We start from the raw sequence: 16,994 nt of genomic DNA on the forward strand, positions 1-16,994 counted from the left end.
AAGCTGCAGCTGCTGCCCGAAGAGGCAGTCAACCGGGCCAAGGCGGAGTACGCCTCGCGCGAAGCCATGCCGAATCGACGTCCGCGTTCCGCGGCGGCTTGATCGTCAAGGCTGGCGGGTCTTGCCCGCGTCCCGCTGAGGGTGAGTGCTCACCGGCCATGACCCTCGCATGTGCGTGCTGGTGCTTTGCGACACAGCGCGTTTCGAGTTGCACTGAACGCCGGTGACTGTCCTGGCGTTACCTCGACGGGTCTTGGGCAGAACTTCGAGTCTTTCAGGCACAGGCTGTTCGCTCCGGATGTTCTTTGCACCTCCCGGCGTCGAGTTGGGAGTGGTCTCTTCTGGCGGCGGGCTGGGTCATTGCACCGAGGCTCCTACACGGGCGGCAACCTCGGGCGCGTAGGCTTACGACTGGCCGGCCGTGACTTTCAGGGCAGGCGCCACTGACGATATGGAGTGCCTTCGATGAGATCCGAGAAGCAGAAGATGCTGGCTGGCGAGCTTTACGACGCAGGCGATGCCGAGCTCCAGGGCGACCTGGCGGCGACCCGGGAATGGCTGGTTCGCTTCAACGCCGCGCTGGGCATGGCCACTGCCGATCGACGTGTGCTGCTGGCCGAGCGGCTGGGCTCGGTGGGCGATGGCTCAACGATCCGGCCGCCCTTTCATTGCGACTACGGCTTCAACATCCATCTGGGGTCGGGCGCGTTCCTCAATTTCGGCTGTGTCATCCTGGATGTGGTGGAGGTCCATATCGGGGACAAGACCCAAATCGGGCCGAACGTGCAGATCCTGACGGCGGACCACCCGCGCACCGCAGCAGAACGAGAGACCGGGCTCGAGTTCGGGCGCCCTATCCGGATCGGGCGCAACGTGTGGATCGGGGGCGGCGCCATTCTGTTGCCCGGCATCACGGTAGGCGATGACGCGGTCATCGGAGCCGGGAGCGTGGTCACGCGTGACGTGCCGCAAGGCGCGACGGTGTTCGGTAACCCAGCGCGCGTCAAAGCCCAAGCCTCGCCCTCTCGCTCATAGCCCTTTCGGGCATTCGGCAACCTAGTGCCGTCGCGCCCGGAGCGTGGCTTTCCGCAAAGCCAGGACGGCCGCGGGTGGACGTCGTCTTTACAGCGCACGCCGCCGCTATGGAACGACACTTGTCCTTGGCCCACCGTCATCGGTCTTTTCGTCAGCCCGTGCGATAGCTCGTCCCTGGGCACTCCGTCGTGCCGCCTGGCTGCGGGAAGAATGACCAAGAGACAGAATCTGCCAGAGGCGGTCCTTCGACGTCGCCACGCAGGCATTTTTGGGTTGGCCAGGAGAAGTGCGCCGCACGGACAACCGACAACGGGGCTCGTCGCCACCGGCACCCAGGTTGCCGGGCGCGTCCATCGTGCATTTATCGGCCAGGGTCTCTTGCACCAACGAGATCGCGCACGGCAATGGCCAGCAGCAACAGCGCCAAGCCGGCGGCAGTCAGGGTTGCCGTCGTGTAGAACCCAATCAGGGCCCAGTACACGACGGGCTGCTCGGCGGCAAGGACGTCAGGTCCTTTGCGGTTGTTGAGTACCCCGGTGCGCAGGCTTTCCATCACCTCGATCGCGCCCATAAGGCACCCCCAGCCGATCAAGGCCGCGACAACGAGGCCCGCTATCGACTGTAGCCGCGGCCGTCGACGGCCCGGAGCATCCGGACGGGCGGTCACGTGCTCACTGCGTCGGCAAAGGTTAAGCGAGCCCGAAAGGAATGTCGCGCGGTCATCCCACGCGTGTCCCCAGATAGAAAGCAGATCGGTTGGGGCAATGTCTTCGGCATGGCAGTTCGTTGATGCTGGCGGGCAAAACGACTGTACTCGAACGTCCTCTTGCGGATTTGGCGATCGGCAGCTTCGTGCCCAGCGCGAGCGGTCGCGATCCCACAGGCGGATCTGATGGCGAGAAACAAGATTCGCGCGGGTTCGACGGCGCGCTGCGCGAAGGTCGGACGGCGCGAGCGGTGAAATGATTGGTGGTCCCCGGTGTACCAGCCGCCAAGGTTCGCCGGCTGTCCGGCAACTACTGCTCGGCGCTGATCGCTGAGCTCGGACAGAGCCGATCCCGCCACTGGCGGCTGACTTGAGAAAGAAGGCGCGGTCTCAGACGGTCTGGTTTCTTTGCAGCTGCATGGTCGCCTGAACGACGGATGTCGACCATGCGGTCGCTCCACTCGTATGCGCGCGAGCGCTGTCAGGGGCGTGTTCGCCCAGCCTCGACAACTGCCCCGAACGCCTAGGCCGTGTCTTCTCTCCTCATTCGCGCTGCACATCGCGCTCAATAATCATCCATGTGATTTTTCGGTGCACAAACCCCTCATGCAAAAGCAGGTTTGCTGAATCTTTATAAAAATCAACGACTTAGCGCCTACTTTTGATGCCGACGAGTGGAGGCTCACTTTGCCCTCATCCCACGTCGACGCCGCATCGAGTCTCCCTTGGAGGCCTTTAGAACTACTTCTCTAGACTGCTGTACCGCCAGCTTTTCTGGCTTTACCGATGGGAATGTGCGACCCGCCGTAGTCCGCTTCCCCGGCTTTTGGCCAGGTCGTTGCGGCCAGGTCGGGAGCCTCGCTGACTGCCATAAGGCAAAGCGCAGGGACCAAGTGGATCCGGCAATAATCTTTCGAATCTCCTATCGCACTAAGACGAAGTTTCAATATAAAGTGTGCGCATACTTCCATTCGGATCGGAGCTGTTGGCTTTAACAGCATGTGCTGGGGTTGACCCTTCGCCTTCATACTTGCGATCGGCGATGCACGATGCGACCTGAGCTTCCAGGGTAAGAAACCGAGCGCTTTTCGACAAGCTGGATTGGCGAAAAGTGCCACCACTGTCCATTCCGCAGCTCTAGCTTGGTGGGTTCAGGATGGGCGTACGGCGGCGAAGCCGATATCCGTCGCGAGGGACGGGGGCTTAGGCCTAGCCTCAACCCACTGGCTCCAGCGGGCCCCCAACAACAAGCCTGCGCTGTGAAGAAAGGCTTGCGGTGCGTGCTGAAGCAGAGGTGCCCGACGATGCGTTCTCGAGCCCACGAGCAGCAGGCGCGGCTCCGCCGACCCAGCCATCTGGGAAGCGAGCAAAGCACGGACAGTTTGGTTTCGCAGGGCTCCTCAAAATCGGTGCCGAGCTTTTCAATTGGATTCTCGGGTTACGGCCCAGACGGTATGAATAGCTCAACCTCCCTCACGGCGGGGATCGATCTTGGAGATGTTTCCCCCTGCGATGCCACTCGCCCCAAAATCACCCATGAAATGCTTCTAGGTTTGGGGTGTGGTTCCGAACCACACCCGGCCGAGGCACTTTCAGCAGCCATACGGATAGTTCCGGACGCTCCCAAAAGGAGAAGTGATTTCCGAGGCGTCCCCCTCATGGAAACTGCAAATCGCTTCTATCGTCATCCGACCTGAGAATGGGTTGGGGCGGCGTGGTTCGGGACCACCCCCTTTCTATGTTCCTTGCGGCAGCTCGGACGGCTGACAAGGTTTTGGGAATAGCGCGGGTCACCGGTGTCGTCGTTTCAGGCACTCACCCTGATCGAGGCACCGGTCGGATCTGCGTCGGCTGACGCGTTTGTCAGCCGGACGGTGTCGCAGGCGTGTTGATTCTGATTGCCCGCCGGCCGGATGGCTTCCGAGTCGCGTTTGCAAAGACGATACGGTCGTCCCACGCCCTTTTCCTGATGGGCTGAGTTTCTTCGCTGCGCCCTTGTGGAGAGAGTCGAGCAACTCGCTCTCGATCACTTTAGTTGGCATCGACCAGCTTCTGTGTAACCTGCGCGGCCTTTACGAAGTCGCGTCGATATTGCCGGTCCATTGGGTTGAAAAAAGGGGTGTGGTTCGAAACCACACCTGTTCGCTTTCGCGCCCGCCTCCTCCATCCAATCCTCGAGGTTCAGCTCGCGTCAGAGAAAGCTGGTCAGGGCGATTGCCAGAATCTCCTCAGCGGATCTCCTGTAGCCGGTGGTCCTCTTCCGCGGGGCCGGTACGGTCTAGCGGCGTCGGAGGAAAGGCGCTGATCAGCGGCCATCCCACGTCGCTGGTGACAAGGGGCTTTTCTTTGATCCTTTTTCGCCCCTTCCGAGGGTAGAGCCAACATCAATCGCTCGTACTCAGTCGGCGCGAGGAGAGAGTTGCAAGCAAAGGGGTGTGGTTCCGAACCACACCCCCTGCGATTTACGTGCCCAAGAAGGGAGCAAGAGAAAAGCCGCGGCAAACTGACGCCTCGCACTCTGACCCGCTCGGCACGGACTCGTGCGAAGGCCCCAACCAAAGCTGATCCGGGCAGCATCCGCGGGGACGGACAACGCCTGGCGTGGGATTTGCGCGCAGCGCCCTGCCCCCGGGCGACTCCTTCCTCAGAGACTGGCGCTACTTTCTCCTCGTTCGGATTACCTATCTAACGAGCAGGCGCGTGTTCCATCCAGATATTGTTTGGGCTCGGCTCGACAAGCCCAGCGAACAGGCCAAGAAAAAAGGGGTGTGGTTCCGAACCACACCCCTCTTTCGTCACTGCACTACTGCCGCTCGGCAGTCTGCTCACTCGTTATGCAGGAACTCCGCCAACAGCTTCTCCAGTGACGCGCGGCGCTCAACAGACAGCGGCACGTGGATGCGCACATTCGCCCGGCCGTCCGCATCGAAGCTCAACGTTGCTGCCTTCTTGTTCTTGACCGTCAGCGTGTGGGGTTTCGCATCGACCTGAAGTTCGGTATCGGCGACCAGAAGCTTGGCCAGCACTTCCTTGGCGGCCGGTCGCGCCGGTTGGGTCAACAGCTTTTCGGCACGGGCACGAACGCCTTCCGCGTCCGACTCGAGCGCGCGATTGAGCAAGGGCGCCCAGCGCAGTTGGATCTCAAGTGGCGACCGGAAGGCAGCGACTACTTCGTCCGGAAGCCGCGCCAACGCGAGCGACTTGCCCACGTTGCTGTGATCGATGCCCAGCGCCGTGGCCAAGGCACGGTTCGAGGTGAAGAGACCCAGGTCCAGCGCGCGCCGGTACATCATCCCCTGCTCCCACGGCGACAGATCCTGGCGCTCACGGTTCTCGCGCTCCATCTCGACGAAGAGCGACCGATCATCGAGGTTGTCGATGACGGCCAGCACGGGAAGACCGAGCTGCGTGCACGCCTCGAGACGGCGATGGCCGAAGACCACTTCGTAGTCGAACTCGCCGCCCGGCTTGCTGGCCGGACGAACCTTGATCGGCTGCACATTGCCGCCCGACTCCTGGATCTCGCGCTTGAGCCGTTCGAAATCCTCACCCACAAAACTGCTCTCATGCCGGTTCGCGTACCGGCTACGTCCAATGCGCTTGGGGTCCAGGTGACGCGTCGCCCGAGCGCCCTCCCAACCTTCGAGCTCTGTGCGGACTTCCTGCAGCTGCGCCTCGAGGCCCGCGGCCTTGTCCGCGGCCTCCTTGAGGATCTCGTTCTCGCGCAGAAGGTCGGATCGCGCGTCGTTCGCAAAAGCCATCATGGCGCCAGGCGCCGTCTTGGGCTGCTTGGTCTCGGGCGTCACCGAAACAGGGGCAGTCAGCGAAGCAAAGTCGATCTTGGAAGCTTTGTCTCTCAAGCCCATATCAATCTCCTGCCACCAGCATGGCGTTTTCGGACAGCTGACGTGCCCAGACTGCCCGTATCTGTTGCTCCACCAACTCGCACATCCTGTCGTACGCATCGCGCGCCCGCGCGAAGGTCTTCGAACTCACCGATCCACGCGGAAGGTCGTACACCGTCCCGAACTCGGCGCTCGCCGTGGCCGCGACGGCCGTCTTCGGAATCTCGATCGGCAGCACCTTGTCGCCGTAGCCCTCGAGCACCCATTGCCGAACCACCGAGCTCGCGGCATCGGAGGCCTCCACCCGCGAGAGCAGCACGTCGATGAACTCGAAGCTCTTGTTCTTGCCGCGGCTGCGGATCAGTTGGTTGCATAGGTCGGAGAACAGATCCCAGAACTGGGCCGAGCTCGCGAAGTCCAATGCAGACGGAGGCAAGGGCATGATCACACCATCCGCGGCCATGAGTGCGTTGATGGTGACGTAGCTCAGCGAGGGTGGGGTGTCGATGACGATCACATCGTAGGCCTCCCGCAGGGTGTCGAGGCCACGGTCGAGCACGCGCCAGAACTCGAAGCCCGGGTCCTTGGCTTGCCGTGCTGGCAGCACGAATTCGGCGCCGTAGAGCAGGGGCGCCGCGCAGACCAGGTCAATGCTCGGCCAGTAGGTCGTGCGGATCGCGTACGCCAGATCGTCCTGGTCGCCGGCAAAGAGCGGCATCGCTGTGTGTTCGGTGTCGACTTCGGCATCGGGCAGCACGCCAAAGAGGGTGGTCGCCGATCCCTGGGGATCCAGATCGAGTAGCAGGACTTTGTGACCCCGCATCGACAAACCTTGGGCCAGGGTCACGGCGGAGGTGGTTTTGGCGACGCCACCCTTGAAGTTGGCCACCGTGATGGTGATGCCGGCGGCACCCTTGGGGCGCATGTGCTCACTGCGGAAATCGCGCGACCACAGCTGGGCTTCGCCCATCGACCATTCGCGGCGATTCCCCTGGATCGAACCTGCCGGCAGATCACCGCGGGTGAGGCGATAGGCGATCTTCGATTTGTCGACGCCACACAGGTCTGCCAGTTGCGCAGAACCCAATGCCGGTGCAAGCTTGGTGGCGGTCGGCGCCAGCATCGCCGTGCGGATGTGATCCATCATGCCGGCGATGCGTTGCGCCTGTGCCTCGATATCTTCGAGGGACTGACGTTTGATGGTTTGTTTGATATCCACGAGCGAAACTCTCAAAGTGCTGATGTCATGCGATTATGCCCAGCACTCGTCGAAATTCGAAGAATCTGCAATCTACCAGCGAAGGTTTCGCTGAAGTTCTCTTTGATTGTGGATAACTTCTCCCGAGTTTAAGAAGGTATTAATACCTTTAAAGAAGTTAGCAGAGACTTATACTCGTAATTTTCCCTTTAAAATCAATGACTTACGATGATTTTTAGAGGCAAATTGTCTGTGCTTTACGCGGATCCGTCCGCGTTTTACTCGGATCCGTCCGTGCCCTGCTCGGAAGTCGTCCGTGGGCTAACAGCACCCCGCCGGGTTGTCCACAGGACGACTTGGCCGCCGTCAAGCCGCGTTCTTGGCGCGCGTCCGTGATCTAACCGGGGGCAAATCGACCCAAAATGGAGGAGGACTCGGTCTCGTGTCCGCGATTTACTCGCGGGCATGAGGCGCTGGGCTGTCTTCGAATTCGCCCCGTGTCCGTGTTTTACTCGGGCTAAAAGTGCCTCGTTAGGCGAAGTGTCCGCGGTTTAACCAAGCTTCGGACACTTGCCACCGCCAAAATTGGTAGGCAGGCCTGCTTGGTGTCCAGGTCGACTTGGACATATGATCGCGAGATGACAGCTTCCAGCCCGCTTTCGTCCTCGGCGCCCACCCGCGTCGTGGGCACCGACGGGCTCGAACTGCGCAAGCCACACGAGATGATCGTGATGGTCCCGCGCTCCGCACGGGTGACGTTGACCGCCCGGCGCATTTACACGGTGCTGCTGCAGGTGTCGCAGGCTCGCCTGACCGCCATGGCCTCGATGCCGTTGGCGGACTTCATGTTCGAGGCACCCCTGGCGGCCGTGCTGCGCACCACCGGGTCCGATGGGGCCGATCGTACGGCCGCCAAACGCTACCTCGGCGAAATGAGAAGCCTGGAGGTCGACTGGGAATCCACGGCGCCAGGCGACGGGGTCAAATGGCGCGGTTTCTCCATGCTGTCGGAAGTCGCGCTGGAGGTTCGTCGCGGCGAGACCTGGGTCAGCTGGTCCTTCCCCCCGTCCATCATGACGGCGCTGCGCGAGCCCTCGCGCTGGGCCCGCATCGAGCTCGACGTGCTTGCCCGCTTGAGCACCTATGCCGCGATCGCGCTTTACGAGATCTGCGTGCGCTACCGGGACAATCCCGGCGGCGTGACGAGCCGCAAGCCGGTGGGGTGGTGGACCGACGCGCTGAGTAATCTGCCTGGTGGGGACCGCCGCGAATGGCGCAAGTTCAAGAACGAGCGCGTGAAGGAGGCGGTGGCCGAGATCAACCAGGAGACCGACCTGGAGATCGAGCTCATCGAGCATCGCCAGGGCAGGGTGGTCGACGAAGTGCAGTTTGCGGTTCGCCGTCGTGCCCGTTCGCCCTTTGCGACAAGCGCGGACAAGCCGGTGGACGCCAATCTTGTGCTCCGCGCAGAAACCCTGGGCATTCGAGAGATCAAGCTCGATGGCCTGATCAAAGAGTTCGGCGATGATCGGGTGCGCGAGCAACTCGACGCATTGGAAAGGCGTGCGGCCAACAACTCGCTGCGCGCCGTGGACAACGCCTATTCCTATCTTCGCTCGTTGCTGCGCAACGAGCGCGAGGCGCCTGCGCCGGCGGACGTAGACGAAGAGCCGGATCTCGAGTCGCCGCCGGCACAGGCCGCCGCGGAAGCTGTCGCATCGTCGGGCGCTGCTGCCGCCACGACGGCCGTCACGATTGCCACACCATCCGCGACCCCGACCCCTCCCGTCGATTCCGCCGGCGAGCGGATCCGCACGATGCGTAGAGAGATCGAGGCGTTGCCGCAGGCACAACGTCAGGTATGGGTGGATCGCGCGCTGCAGGCGTTGGCCGCCAAGGGACTGTTGACCGCGATCGTGAGCCGGCGCGCGGCGCAAGGTGACGTGATGCACGGCCTGCTCGGCTCGATGGTGGTCCAGACCTATGCGGCCGCCACGTACGGTGCCGACTGGAACACGGCGTAGACGCCCCTGGACTGCTCGCCGTGTGCATCTCGCGGCCGGTGGTGCAAAGCCGGGTAGACAACTGGCCGTCAGATCATCTGATCCGTCACAGCACTCGAGGATGAGGTCATGCTGGGGGCGGGAAACGCCGGGCATATGGCGTTGAAAACACCGGCTCCGCTACGATGACAAGCAGCCGCCATCGGCCAGGCGCAGCCACTTTCAGTACCGTGACCTCGGCCGAGGTCCGACAGCGAACTTCTAACTTCACTGGTGCCAGTGATTCATCAACTGCCTCAAGAAAAATGTCTGATACCTGGGCTTTCGAAGATGCCCCGAACGTTGCTTGCTTCACCGTGAAGTCCATCATGAATGGGACTGAGCCGATCCTGCAGGTGTTCCACGACGAGGACGATGGTGCTTGGCAGATGCTGCCCGCCAGCGGTGCTGATGCGTCGGAGGCGATGATCGTCGGGCTGGGTCAGCTGGTGCAGTTGGACCAGACGCTCGCTCAACTCGCGGACCTGCCACTGGGCTGGGTTGCTTGGCGCGGACGCAAGAACTCGCCATGGCTGCGCCGGCCAACGTCGCAACTGCCAGTGGCCTGAATGACGTGTGCGGTGCGCCTGTTCGAGCGTTGAGTGTGTTGGGACAGATGCCCTGAAAGGCTGGCGCCCACGCGCACGCGCACATCAAATTGCGTTTCGCGCAACCTGTTCAGCTCGTCTCGTGCTTGCTCGTGAACGGGATGCACTTTCGGCTCACGGCCAGCCGGTTCACGGCTTCTCATGGCCGACCGCGCGGCGCATGAGGTGAAGCTTGTGATGGTGGATTGCAGCTGGATCAGCGCTTGCAGTACTGGAGCGACAGCATCAGTGCTTCGACATCGCATTGGCCAGTGCGAAGACCGAATTGGGGGCGCGGGTGCGCAAGGGTTTCACGGGGGCTGGCGAGGTGATCGCACGCTTGACCGGGGTGGGTGCTTCGAGCTGCGCGCCCTTGGCGACTTGATCTTCGACCAGCTTTTGCAAAGTGACTGTGCGCAGAAAATCAAGCATGCGCTGATTCAGCGAAGCCCAGAGTTCTTCGGTGCTTCGCGCCAGTGACGACGACGAGGCACCCGGCGCGCTCAGGTCGTCAGCATCATCCGCATCGTTGCCGAGGGCGGCTCTCTCATCGACGGCCGCAATGATGTCGGCAACCGAGATGTCCGCGCTGTGGCGAGCAAGACGGTAGCCCCCGCCGGGCCCACGGACCGATTCAACCAGGTTGTGCTTGCGGAGTTTGCCGAAGAGCTGCTCGAGGTATGACAGCGAAATCTGCTGTCGCTGGCTGATGGCGGCCAGATTCACAGGCCCTAGCTGTCGACGCAGCCCGATGTCGATCATCGCGGTCACGGCAAAGCGACCCTTGGTGGTCAATCGCATCACAAGCTCCTTCTCATCGATTCTGTTCGTTGGAACACGTCACGTCGACAAACGGGCCGTCGTGACGTGCCGGCTATCAACTCGAGTCCGGTGGCACCAGCCTCTGTTTGCTAACACGACGTTTTGGTCGAAGCTACTTGCGAGCTCTCTCCAAGACCGAAGACATCGGAGCGATCAGTCGTCAGATGAGGCGCTACGGGCTTTCCCGTGCAAAGCTGGGGACCAAGCAGGCGTGAAACCTGTCGGGTGCTTCTGGCGTAGAGCTCGGTCTACGGCGCCAGCGGGTGTTGACTGAGCAGTGCTATCCCACACGCGCCGTTAGCATATTTTCATGCGCTCCGTTGGGCGCGATCGGCGCCTGGGAACCGGTTGTCGAAGCCAGAAAAAGAATGCCCCGCGCAAGGCGGGGCATAGAGGAAGGCAGGGGGGACGCCTGATTGCGTACCCCTTGTCTTGCCGTGTCGGGATGGGTTTAGCCCTTCATCGCTTTGATGTCGGCCTTGGCCTTGTCATGGTCGGCCTTGGCTTGGCTCACGCAAGAGTTCTTGGCATCGCCCGATTGGTCGTCGCACTTTTCCTTGGCAACGTCGTAGGTCATGTTGGCCTTTTCCTCGGCGACCTTCTTCGCGTGTGCGGCGCTGGGCTTGTAGTCCTGCTCCAGCTGCGCCTTCGCCACGTTCTCCGTGCCCTTGGCTTCCTTCTCGCAGACGTCCTTGGCGTTGTCCTTCATCGTGTCGCACTTGGCCTTGGCGACCTTGTAGTCGGCCTCGATCTTTTCCTTGGCCACGTTGTACTGGTCCTTGGTCATCCCTTCGGCGGCGTTGGCCGCGCTCATGGCGAAGCAGGTGGATGCGATGGCGAGAACGAGAAGATGCTTTTTCATGGGTGAGTCCCCTGGGCTTGATGATTGATGGAGTCGCCCCGTGCGTCTCCAATGACTGTCAATCTAGGAACCCACGTGCGGACCCAAAGTAGGACGATGTCCGTCGGGTCATTAGGTAAGGACCGCACTTGCTTGCAAGCGCAAGTGTGAGCGCACTGCCGCTTGCGGCGTGGTCGGCGCGAAGTCGCTCAAGGCGAGCGGAAAGACAGCGGTGAACTGGACAGGCCGTTTGCTCGCCGGCATCCTATCGCCGCAGATCGTCTTGACTCATCCTGTCGCCAGCATGCTCGCACGCAAGATCGCCTCCTTGTTCGCCTCCCGCTCCGCGGCGCCGACGCCTTCGCGTTTGATGCAACTCCACGAATACCTGGCGCTTCTCCAGGAGGGCACTGAGGAGTTCGCGGCAGGGGAACGCATCAAGCGCGATGCCCTTTCGCTTGCGCAGCGTCTTCGCGAAGAGCTTCGCTTGCCGCTCGGACCGGAACCCAGTCTTGAGTTGGTGCTCGCGAGGCGCTGCAAGGTGCAACGAATCTCCCTCGTTCATGTCCCGCTCGCTGCCAAGGATTGCTTCTTCATCGCGATGTACCACCAGGACGCATCGAGCGCGCATGCCCACCTGGTCTTCGATATCGGCGCAGAGTACCAGCGCCCCTTCCTGGAGTGCCCCGACTTTGGTGTCGGCGAGGAGGCGACGGAGGACAATCTGCGCCACTGGATTCCTCGACTGGCCGAAGCGCCCGATGCCTTCGCGATCGTGGAGCGACGCGATGGAACCTACATGCAGGTCTACGCCGACGATCGGGGTTTTCATCTCGAGCACCAGCTGGTCACGACGGGCTGTCACTATCGGGCTGCGCAGCCGATGAGCAGCGAAGCCGCGGTGGACGCGCTCGTCTCCTATGCTTGCGGAAAGTATGAGTGGGCAAATCGGGCGTGGGACCGGATGGTCCTTTGAGAAGCCAGGAAGCGTTGCAGCGCGGGGCGTCAACCTTCCCATCCATCATCGGCGAAGGCGTCAGGTCGAGACCTGTGGATCAAGGTGAGCTTCATGGCGAATGCGGCCACCTCACGATCGAAGTGCTGACGACGTCTGCTTGATTCAACAAGCCGCCTGCAGATCGTTCATCGCCGCAGTGGATCGGCAGCGAAGGTACATCCACAGCAAGGCGCCAGCTGCCTGCGCATTGCAGCGCCCAAGCAAGGCCCGGCGGCGAGCCTTGTCCTCGCGTGTGCGGCGTTCCTACGTCGTTTGCGCTAGGCAGTCGCCCCGATTCGCAAACACCTGGCCGGCATTAAGCTTGGCCGTTCGCAGCGCCACTTCGTCGGTCACGTGGCGCATCAGCAAGCTCCTTCGCGAGGAATCGGCATGCAACTGGGAGACAAGACCCTTGCTCGCTGGGTCGCCCTGAGTGCCCTGGGCGCAGTGACGCTGGTAGCGTGCACGATGGGGGACTCCCATTCGGTGGGCGGTGCAGGAGGTCCCGGCGCGATGCCTGAGTGGTCGGCAAACCCATCGGCGCAGCGCTCGGCAACGTCAACACCGCGTGCATCAGCGCCGCTGCCGGGTCCTCGTCCGGCCTCTCCATCGCGCTCAACAGGGCAAGCGCCATCGAGCGGGTCGCAGGCATCCGTCGCCGGCGGGCCTGGGTTGAGCAGCGCGGGTGCGATCGCGGGTCGAGCGCGTACTTTTTCCACTCGGTTGGCCACCTATACCTCGGTGGGCTTCGAGCTCTTGCCGGGCTGGCGGCAGGATGATTTCTCGGAGACATGGCCGGCGTTTCTCGGCAGCTGCAAGGTCTTGTCGGGGCGAGCACAGGCGTGGCGGCAAGTCTGCGATCGTGCACGAAAAGTAGATCGTGCCGATGACTTGGCCATCCGCCATTTTTTCGAGCGCGATTTCTCGGCCTATCAGATCCGAGACGATGATCGGCGCCCTGACGGCGTCGTCACCGGCTACTTCGAGCCTGAGATCAGCGGCAGTCGGCACTACGGCGCCCCCAACATCTACCCCGTGTATGCACAGCCCCAAGACATGCTGTTTGCGGATGCGCGAAAACTTCCCAAAGGCGATGGGATCGTCGCTGCGCGTGTGACGGGGCGCAGTGTTGTGGTGCAAGCGGGACTGAGCACGCGTGACATGGGCCGCGCAGGGTTGTACGCGCTCGATCTCTCGCGCATCACCAGAGACACGTTGGATCGCAAGGTGCGTCTTCGTGTCGAGGGAAAGCGGCTCCTGCCCTACTACACACGCAAGGAAATCGAAACCAAGGGTGCGCCGAATGCCAAGGTCATCGCCTTCGTGAACAACGCTTCTGCGCTCTACGAGATGCAGATCCAGGGCTCTGGCCGCATTCGTCTGGACTCGGGCGAGGTGATTCGCATCGCTTACGCGGAGCAGAACGGTCAGCCGTTCAGGCCCACGCTGGCCCAGGCGGCGTCCGGCAAACCTCGCAGCCCCGTGAAAGTGCGCGGCTCCTCGCTGGAACTCGAGCTCGACAATGACGATGAGGAGGACGAAGCAGTGCAACCCGCGGCCGCCAGCAGCGCCGACGTCTCCGTGGTTCGCACGCGTGGCTTCACACTCGCCCTGCCCAAGGTCAATGGCGCTGTTGCGGTGCCCGGACGCCGCGCCGCACAGCGGGTGACTGGCTCGGGCATCGAGGATCCAAGCTACGTGTTTTTCAAGGAGGCCAATGCGCCTGGCGGAGGACCGGTTGGCGCGCTGGGGGTGCCGCTATCGCCTGGACGCTCGATCGCAGTGGATCCGCGAAGCACGCCGCTCGGGTATCCCGTGTTCGTGTCCACGCGCGCGCCAGGCAGCGGGGCGCCAATGCGCCGTTTGACGATCGCGCAGGACACGGGCGGTGCCATTCGCGGTGCAGTGCGCGCGGACTACTTCTTCGGCAATGGCCAGCAAGCTGCGACGCAGGCTCGGCGCATGAAGGAGCGAGGACAACTCTGGGTCCTCCTGCCGCGCGACTTGGCAGTGGCACAGGCGGCCTCCACGGCGGTGCGCACGCGCGGCGGTGCCGTCGGGGAAGATCTTCCCGAATGCCTTGTCGCGGACGAGAACAGCTGCGTCAACGATTGAAGCGCGGAGGAAGAGGCACCATTCCGGATGCGGGGCCGCAGGGCGTCTCGCAGCTTCTCAGGAACTCCCCAAGGCAACGGACACAGGCCGCGCCGCGGCCACTGCGTGGCTCACTGTCGGCGGCCGAGAGATAGCCAGCCCTCGGGCGTGATCGCGGTGACCGTCGCTTCGAGCGGATCGCAGTAGCCCGTCGACTGCCCGCTGAGCGTGCGAAACCTTGCTTCCACAAGGCCAGCGTAAACCAGGCGAGACACCTTCTGCACGTCCGCTCTCGCGATGACGGTGAGGGGCAGCTTGATCGCTGCAATTTCAGAAAGCAAAGCGAGTGCCATCGGTCAACACCTTTTGCGAAGAAAAAGTCCAATGTGCACCTTGTTTTCGAAGAGTGCAATGCCGAGGCACTGGATGCGCTGCCGTGAGCCTGCTCCGGCATCTGCCTAGGTGTGAAGCGTCAAGAGGTTGTTTCTTGACGAGTTGAGTCTGGACATAGGCGCGATGCCGCCAATGCCGCTGTGCGGGCGATGCCAGTTGTAGTGGTGCTGCCAATCCGCCAAGGCATCGGTTCGGTGGGCTGAGTTCTGGTAGACCCAGCCATAGGCCCACTCACGCAACGCGGACTGGATGAACCCCTCGGCTTTGCCGTTGGTCTGCGGCCGGTAGGGCCGCGTGAAGCTGTGCTTGATTCCGAGTTCGATGCAAGTCGCCCTGAACTCTCGCGAGCGGAACGCTGAACCGTTGTCCGTCAGCAGCCGTTGTACGCGAATGCCCAAGCCGGCGTAATAGGCCACGGCGTTGCGCAGGAACAGGACGGCCTGTGCCTGCTTCTCGTCTGGATGCATGGCGGTGAAGGCCACCCTGGCGTGATCATCGATGGCCACGAACAGCGTTTCCCAGCCTGCTCCATCGACCGAGTCGCGCCGATTGCCCGTCACGCGATGACTGGGTCGCACGATGCGCCCAAGCTTCTTGGTGTCGATATGCAGCAGGCTGCCCGGAGCTTCGTGCTCATAGCGCACGATCGGCTCGGCAGGCTCCAGGTCACTCAGCTTGGACATGCCTGCTCGCGCCAGCACACGGCTAACAGTCGAGGCCGAGACGCCCACGCTGCGTGCAATGCGTGCCTGCAACATCCGGCGCTTGCGCAGCTCGACGATGAGTAGCGCTTTACCTGCATCGATGGCCCTGGGCGAGCGTGCTGGCTTGGAAGAGGCATCGGCCAAGGCAGCTTCTCCGCCTGCCAAGTACCGCCCGAGCCACTTCCTGGCCGTGGGTGCAGTGACACCGTGCGCCGCTGCAGCACTCACGGCATCCAAGCCTTCCAAAGTCATCTGCTTGACCATCTCGATTCGGCGGGCAAAGGTAAGTCGGGCATGCTTATGGGTGTTCATCCGGTTGGGCGTCCTGAGTGGATTGGGTGTTTGGCGACTTCCAGTCTCTCAAACCCAGTCCGGATGAACACCGGATACAACCTATTGAAGCTTCACACCTAGGCCTTGGATGCGCCGTGCGACTACAGCTGCGCCAGGGGGATGGCGACATCGCTTGGCAGCCACCGGCAGCAGGCTGTCGGCATGTGCTCTCCGCCTTCCATCGACTTTGGCGTTTCGTCACCCGAGCTCGCGCGAGCATTGATCGGTGCGTCGCTTTGGGTGGAAGGGGTCGGGGGGCGCATCGTCGAAACGGAAGCCTATGACGTCTTGGACCCGGCCTCGCACAGCTATGGCGGCCGATCGGTGCGCAACGCCACGATGTTCGGTCCGCCAGGCCGCGCTTATGTGTACCGCTCCTACGGCTTGCATTGGTGCTTGAACTTCGTCTGCCGGGAGGAGGGCCACGGCGCCGGTGTCCTGATTCGCGCGCTGGAGCCGACGGACGGTCTCGATGCGATGCAGGCACGCCGAGGGCTTCTCGAGCCGCGGCTCTTGTGCGCGGGGCCGGGGCGGGTCGCCCAGGCGCTGGGGATCACCGGTTCGCATGACGGCCTGCAGCTCGACCGCGCGCCTTTCGAGTTGAAGGGTCCGAGCGTGGCACAGGATGTGGTGGTCGGTGTCCGCATCGGCATTTCGAAGGCGATGGATGTGCCTTGGCGTTTTGGGCTGAAAGGATCGCGCTTTGTCAGTCGCAGGTTTGGTTGACGCGGGAGGCCAGCAGCCATGAGCGTTGCCTCACGGACGGTCGTGACGAACGAGGCCGTCGAAGCGGAAATCTTCGAGCTGCTGGCCCGTCGTGCGCCTGGAGCCAGCATCTGCCCTTCGGAGGTTGCGCGAGCCCTGGCGAGCGCGCCGTCGGACTGGCGGGCCCTGATGCCGCAGGTGCGCGAGGTGGCCCAGGAACTCGCCCTTCGCCGGCGACTGCTCGTCACCCGCAAAGGGGCGCGTGTCGAAGCGATGGGGCAAGGTGGGCCCATTCGTCTCTCGTTGCTCTTTGAGAAGGAGCGCAAGTGAGCGGGAGCAACAGCCGATCGCAGGCCGTCGACGGCCCCCTTATGACACCCGATGGCCGCTATCTGGTGATACGTGGACGTCTGTGGCGCGCAACGAACCCCGGACTGCCGGAAGACGAAAAAGACTTCTGGGTTTGCCAACTGATGGCGGCACGGCGCGCGCTGCGCGCATCTGCCTCCGTCGAGAGGCGCGCGGACGCGCGCGCCCTTGTCGACCATGCGAAGCGTCGGCTGGGCGAGCGCGGCCCGCCGTGGTGGACCGACGGCTCCCCCGATATGAATCGCAAGCTGGTCAAGAACACACCGTATGGCGAATGGTTTCGCCGTCTGAATGAGGAAGCGCCTTGATCGAGGCGCGTTCAT

15 protein-coding genes are annotated in these 16,994 nt (G+C 62.6%); 8 read left to right on the forward strand and 7 right to left on the reverse strand.

All coding sequences use genetic code 11. The features are described from left to right. Positions 1–465: 465 nt before the first annotated feature. Positions 466–1,035 carry a sugar O-acetyltransferase gene (locus tag KV106_RS19200; protein WP_261211749.1) on the forward strand — a complete coding sequence of 190 codons (570 nt, stop codon included), beginning with the start codon at positions 466–468 and terminating at the stop codon, positions 1,033–1,035. Positions 1,036–1,396: 361 nt separating this feature from the next. Here the strand turns inward: KV106_RS19200 and KV106_RS19205 are convergent, their stop codons facing one another. The 3 genes from KV106_RS19205 to KV106_RS19215 form a co-directional block, all read right to left on the reverse strand. Continuing rightward, a complete protein-coding gene (locus KV106_RS19205; protein ID WP_261211750.1) occupies positions 1,397–1,606 on the reverse strand; it encodes a hypothetical protein in 210 nt (69 codons plus the stop codon). 2,960 nt (positions 1,607–4,566) lie between these two features. Beyond that, complete coding sequence (locus KV106_RS19210; protein WP_261211751.1) at positions 4,567–5,607, reverse strand: ParB/RepB/Spo0J family partition protein; 1,041 nt, start codon at positions 5,605–5,607, stop codon at positions 4,567–4,569. Between the two features lies 1 nt (position 5,608). Beyond that, positions 5,609–6,805, reverse strand: coding sequence for a ParA family protein (locus tag KV106_RS19215; RefSeq protein WP_261211752.1), 1,197 nt, complete (start codon positions 6,803–6,805; stop codon positions 5,609–5,611). A gap of 617 nt (positions 6,806–7,422) precedes the next feature. Between KV106_RS19215 and KV106_RS19220 the strand changes: the two genes are divergently transcribed. Then, positions 7,423–8,808 carry a replication initiation protein gene (locus tag KV106_RS19220; RefSeq protein WP_261211753.1) on the forward strand — a complete coding sequence of 462 codons (1,386 nt, stop codon included), beginning with the start codon at positions 7,423–7,425 and terminating at the stop codon, positions 8,806–8,808. 284 nt (positions 8,809–9,092) lie between these two features. Next, the gene (locus tag KV106_RS19225) at positions 9,093–9,395 is read left to right on the forward strand and encodes a hypothetical protein (RefSeq protein WP_261211754.1); all 303 of its coding nucleotides are present in this window, start codon (positions 9,093–9,095) and stop codon (positions 9,393–9,395) included. Positions 9,396–9,659: 264 nt separating this feature from the next. On the opposite strand, the gene KV106_RS19230 is transcribed toward KV106_RS19225, so the two are convergent. Both KV106_RS19230 and KV106_RS19235 read right to left on the reverse strand, forming a co-directional pair. Then, complete coding sequence (locus KV106_RS19230) at positions 9,660–10,214, reverse strand: Rrf2 family transcriptional regulator (protein ID WP_261211755.1); 555 nt, start codon at positions 10,212–10,214, stop codon at positions 9,660–9,662. 472 nt (positions 10,215–10,686) lie between these two features. Then, a complete protein-coding gene (locus tag KV106_RS19235; protein WP_057596354.1) occupies positions 10,687–11,097 on the reverse strand; it encodes a hypothetical protein in 411 nt (136 codons plus the stop codon). A gap of 169 nt (positions 11,098–11,266) precedes the next feature. Here KV106_RS19235 and KV106_RS19240 point away from each other — a divergent pair, with 169 nt between their 5' ends. Both KV106_RS19240 and mltA read left to right on the forward strand, forming a co-directional pair. Further along, complete coding sequence (locus tag KV106_RS19240; protein ID WP_261211757.1) at positions 11,267–12,052, forward strand: hypothetical protein; 786 nt, start codon at positions 11,267–11,269, stop codon at positions 12,050–12,052. A 744-nt stretch (positions 12,053–12,796) separates the two neighbouring features. Beyond that, positions 12,797–14,188 carry a murein transglycosylase A gene (gene mltA / locus KV106_RS19245; protein ID WP_261211758.1) on the forward strand — a complete coding sequence of 464 codons (1,392 nt, stop codon included), beginning with the start codon at positions 12,797–12,799 and terminating at the stop codon, positions 14,186–14,188. A 110-nt stretch (positions 14,189–14,298) separates the two neighbouring features. Here mltA and KV106_RS19250 read toward each other — a convergent pair whose 3' ends face one another. Together KV106_RS19250 and KV106_RS19255 are read right to left on the reverse strand one after the other, a co-directional pair. Further along, positions 14,299–14,520, reverse strand: coding sequence for a hypothetical protein (locus KV106_RS19250; RefSeq protein ID WP_261211759.1), 222 nt, complete (start codon positions 14,518–14,520; stop codon positions 14,299–14,301). 105 nt (positions 14,521–14,625) lie between these two features. Next, a complete protein-coding gene (locus KV106_RS19255) occupies positions 14,626–15,576 on the reverse strand; it encodes an IS481 family transposase (RefSeq protein WP_261211760.1) in 951 nt (316 codons plus the stop codon). 141 nt (positions 15,577–15,717) lie between these two features. On the opposite strand from KV106_RS19255, the gene KV106_RS19260 reads away from it, so the two are divergent. Genes KV106_RS19260 through KV106_RS19270 form a run of 3 tightly spaced genes read left to right on the forward strand, consistent with a single transcriptional unit; the run spans position 15,718 to position 16,979 of the window. Continuing rightward, positions 15,718–16,323 (forward strand): DNA-3-methyladenine glycosylase, encoded by a 606-nt coding sequence (locus KV106_RS19260; protein ID WP_261211761.1) that lies wholly within the window; start codon positions 15,718–15,720, stop codon positions 16,321–16,323. An 18-nt stretch (positions 16,324–16,341) separates the two neighbouring features. Next, positions 16,342–16,632, forward strand: coding sequence for a DUF3253 domain-containing protein (locus KV106_RS19265; protein ID WP_261211762.1), 291 nt, complete (start codon positions 16,342–16,344; stop codon positions 16,630–16,632). After that, complete coding sequence (locus KV106_RS19270) at positions 16,629–16,979, forward strand: hypothetical protein (protein WP_261211763.1); 351 nt, start codon at positions 16,629–16,631, stop codon at positions 16,977–16,979. The genes KV106_RS19265 and KV106_RS19270 overlap by 4 nt, the downstream gene beginning before the upstream one ends. The last annotated feature ends 15 nt before the right edge of the window (positions 16,980–16,994 follow it).

The organism is Variovorax endophyticus, from assembly GCF_025376855.1.
In the GTDB taxonomy this organism is placed as follows: Bacteria; Pseudomonadota; Gammaproteobacteria; order Burkholderiales; family Burkholderiaceae_C; genus Variovorax.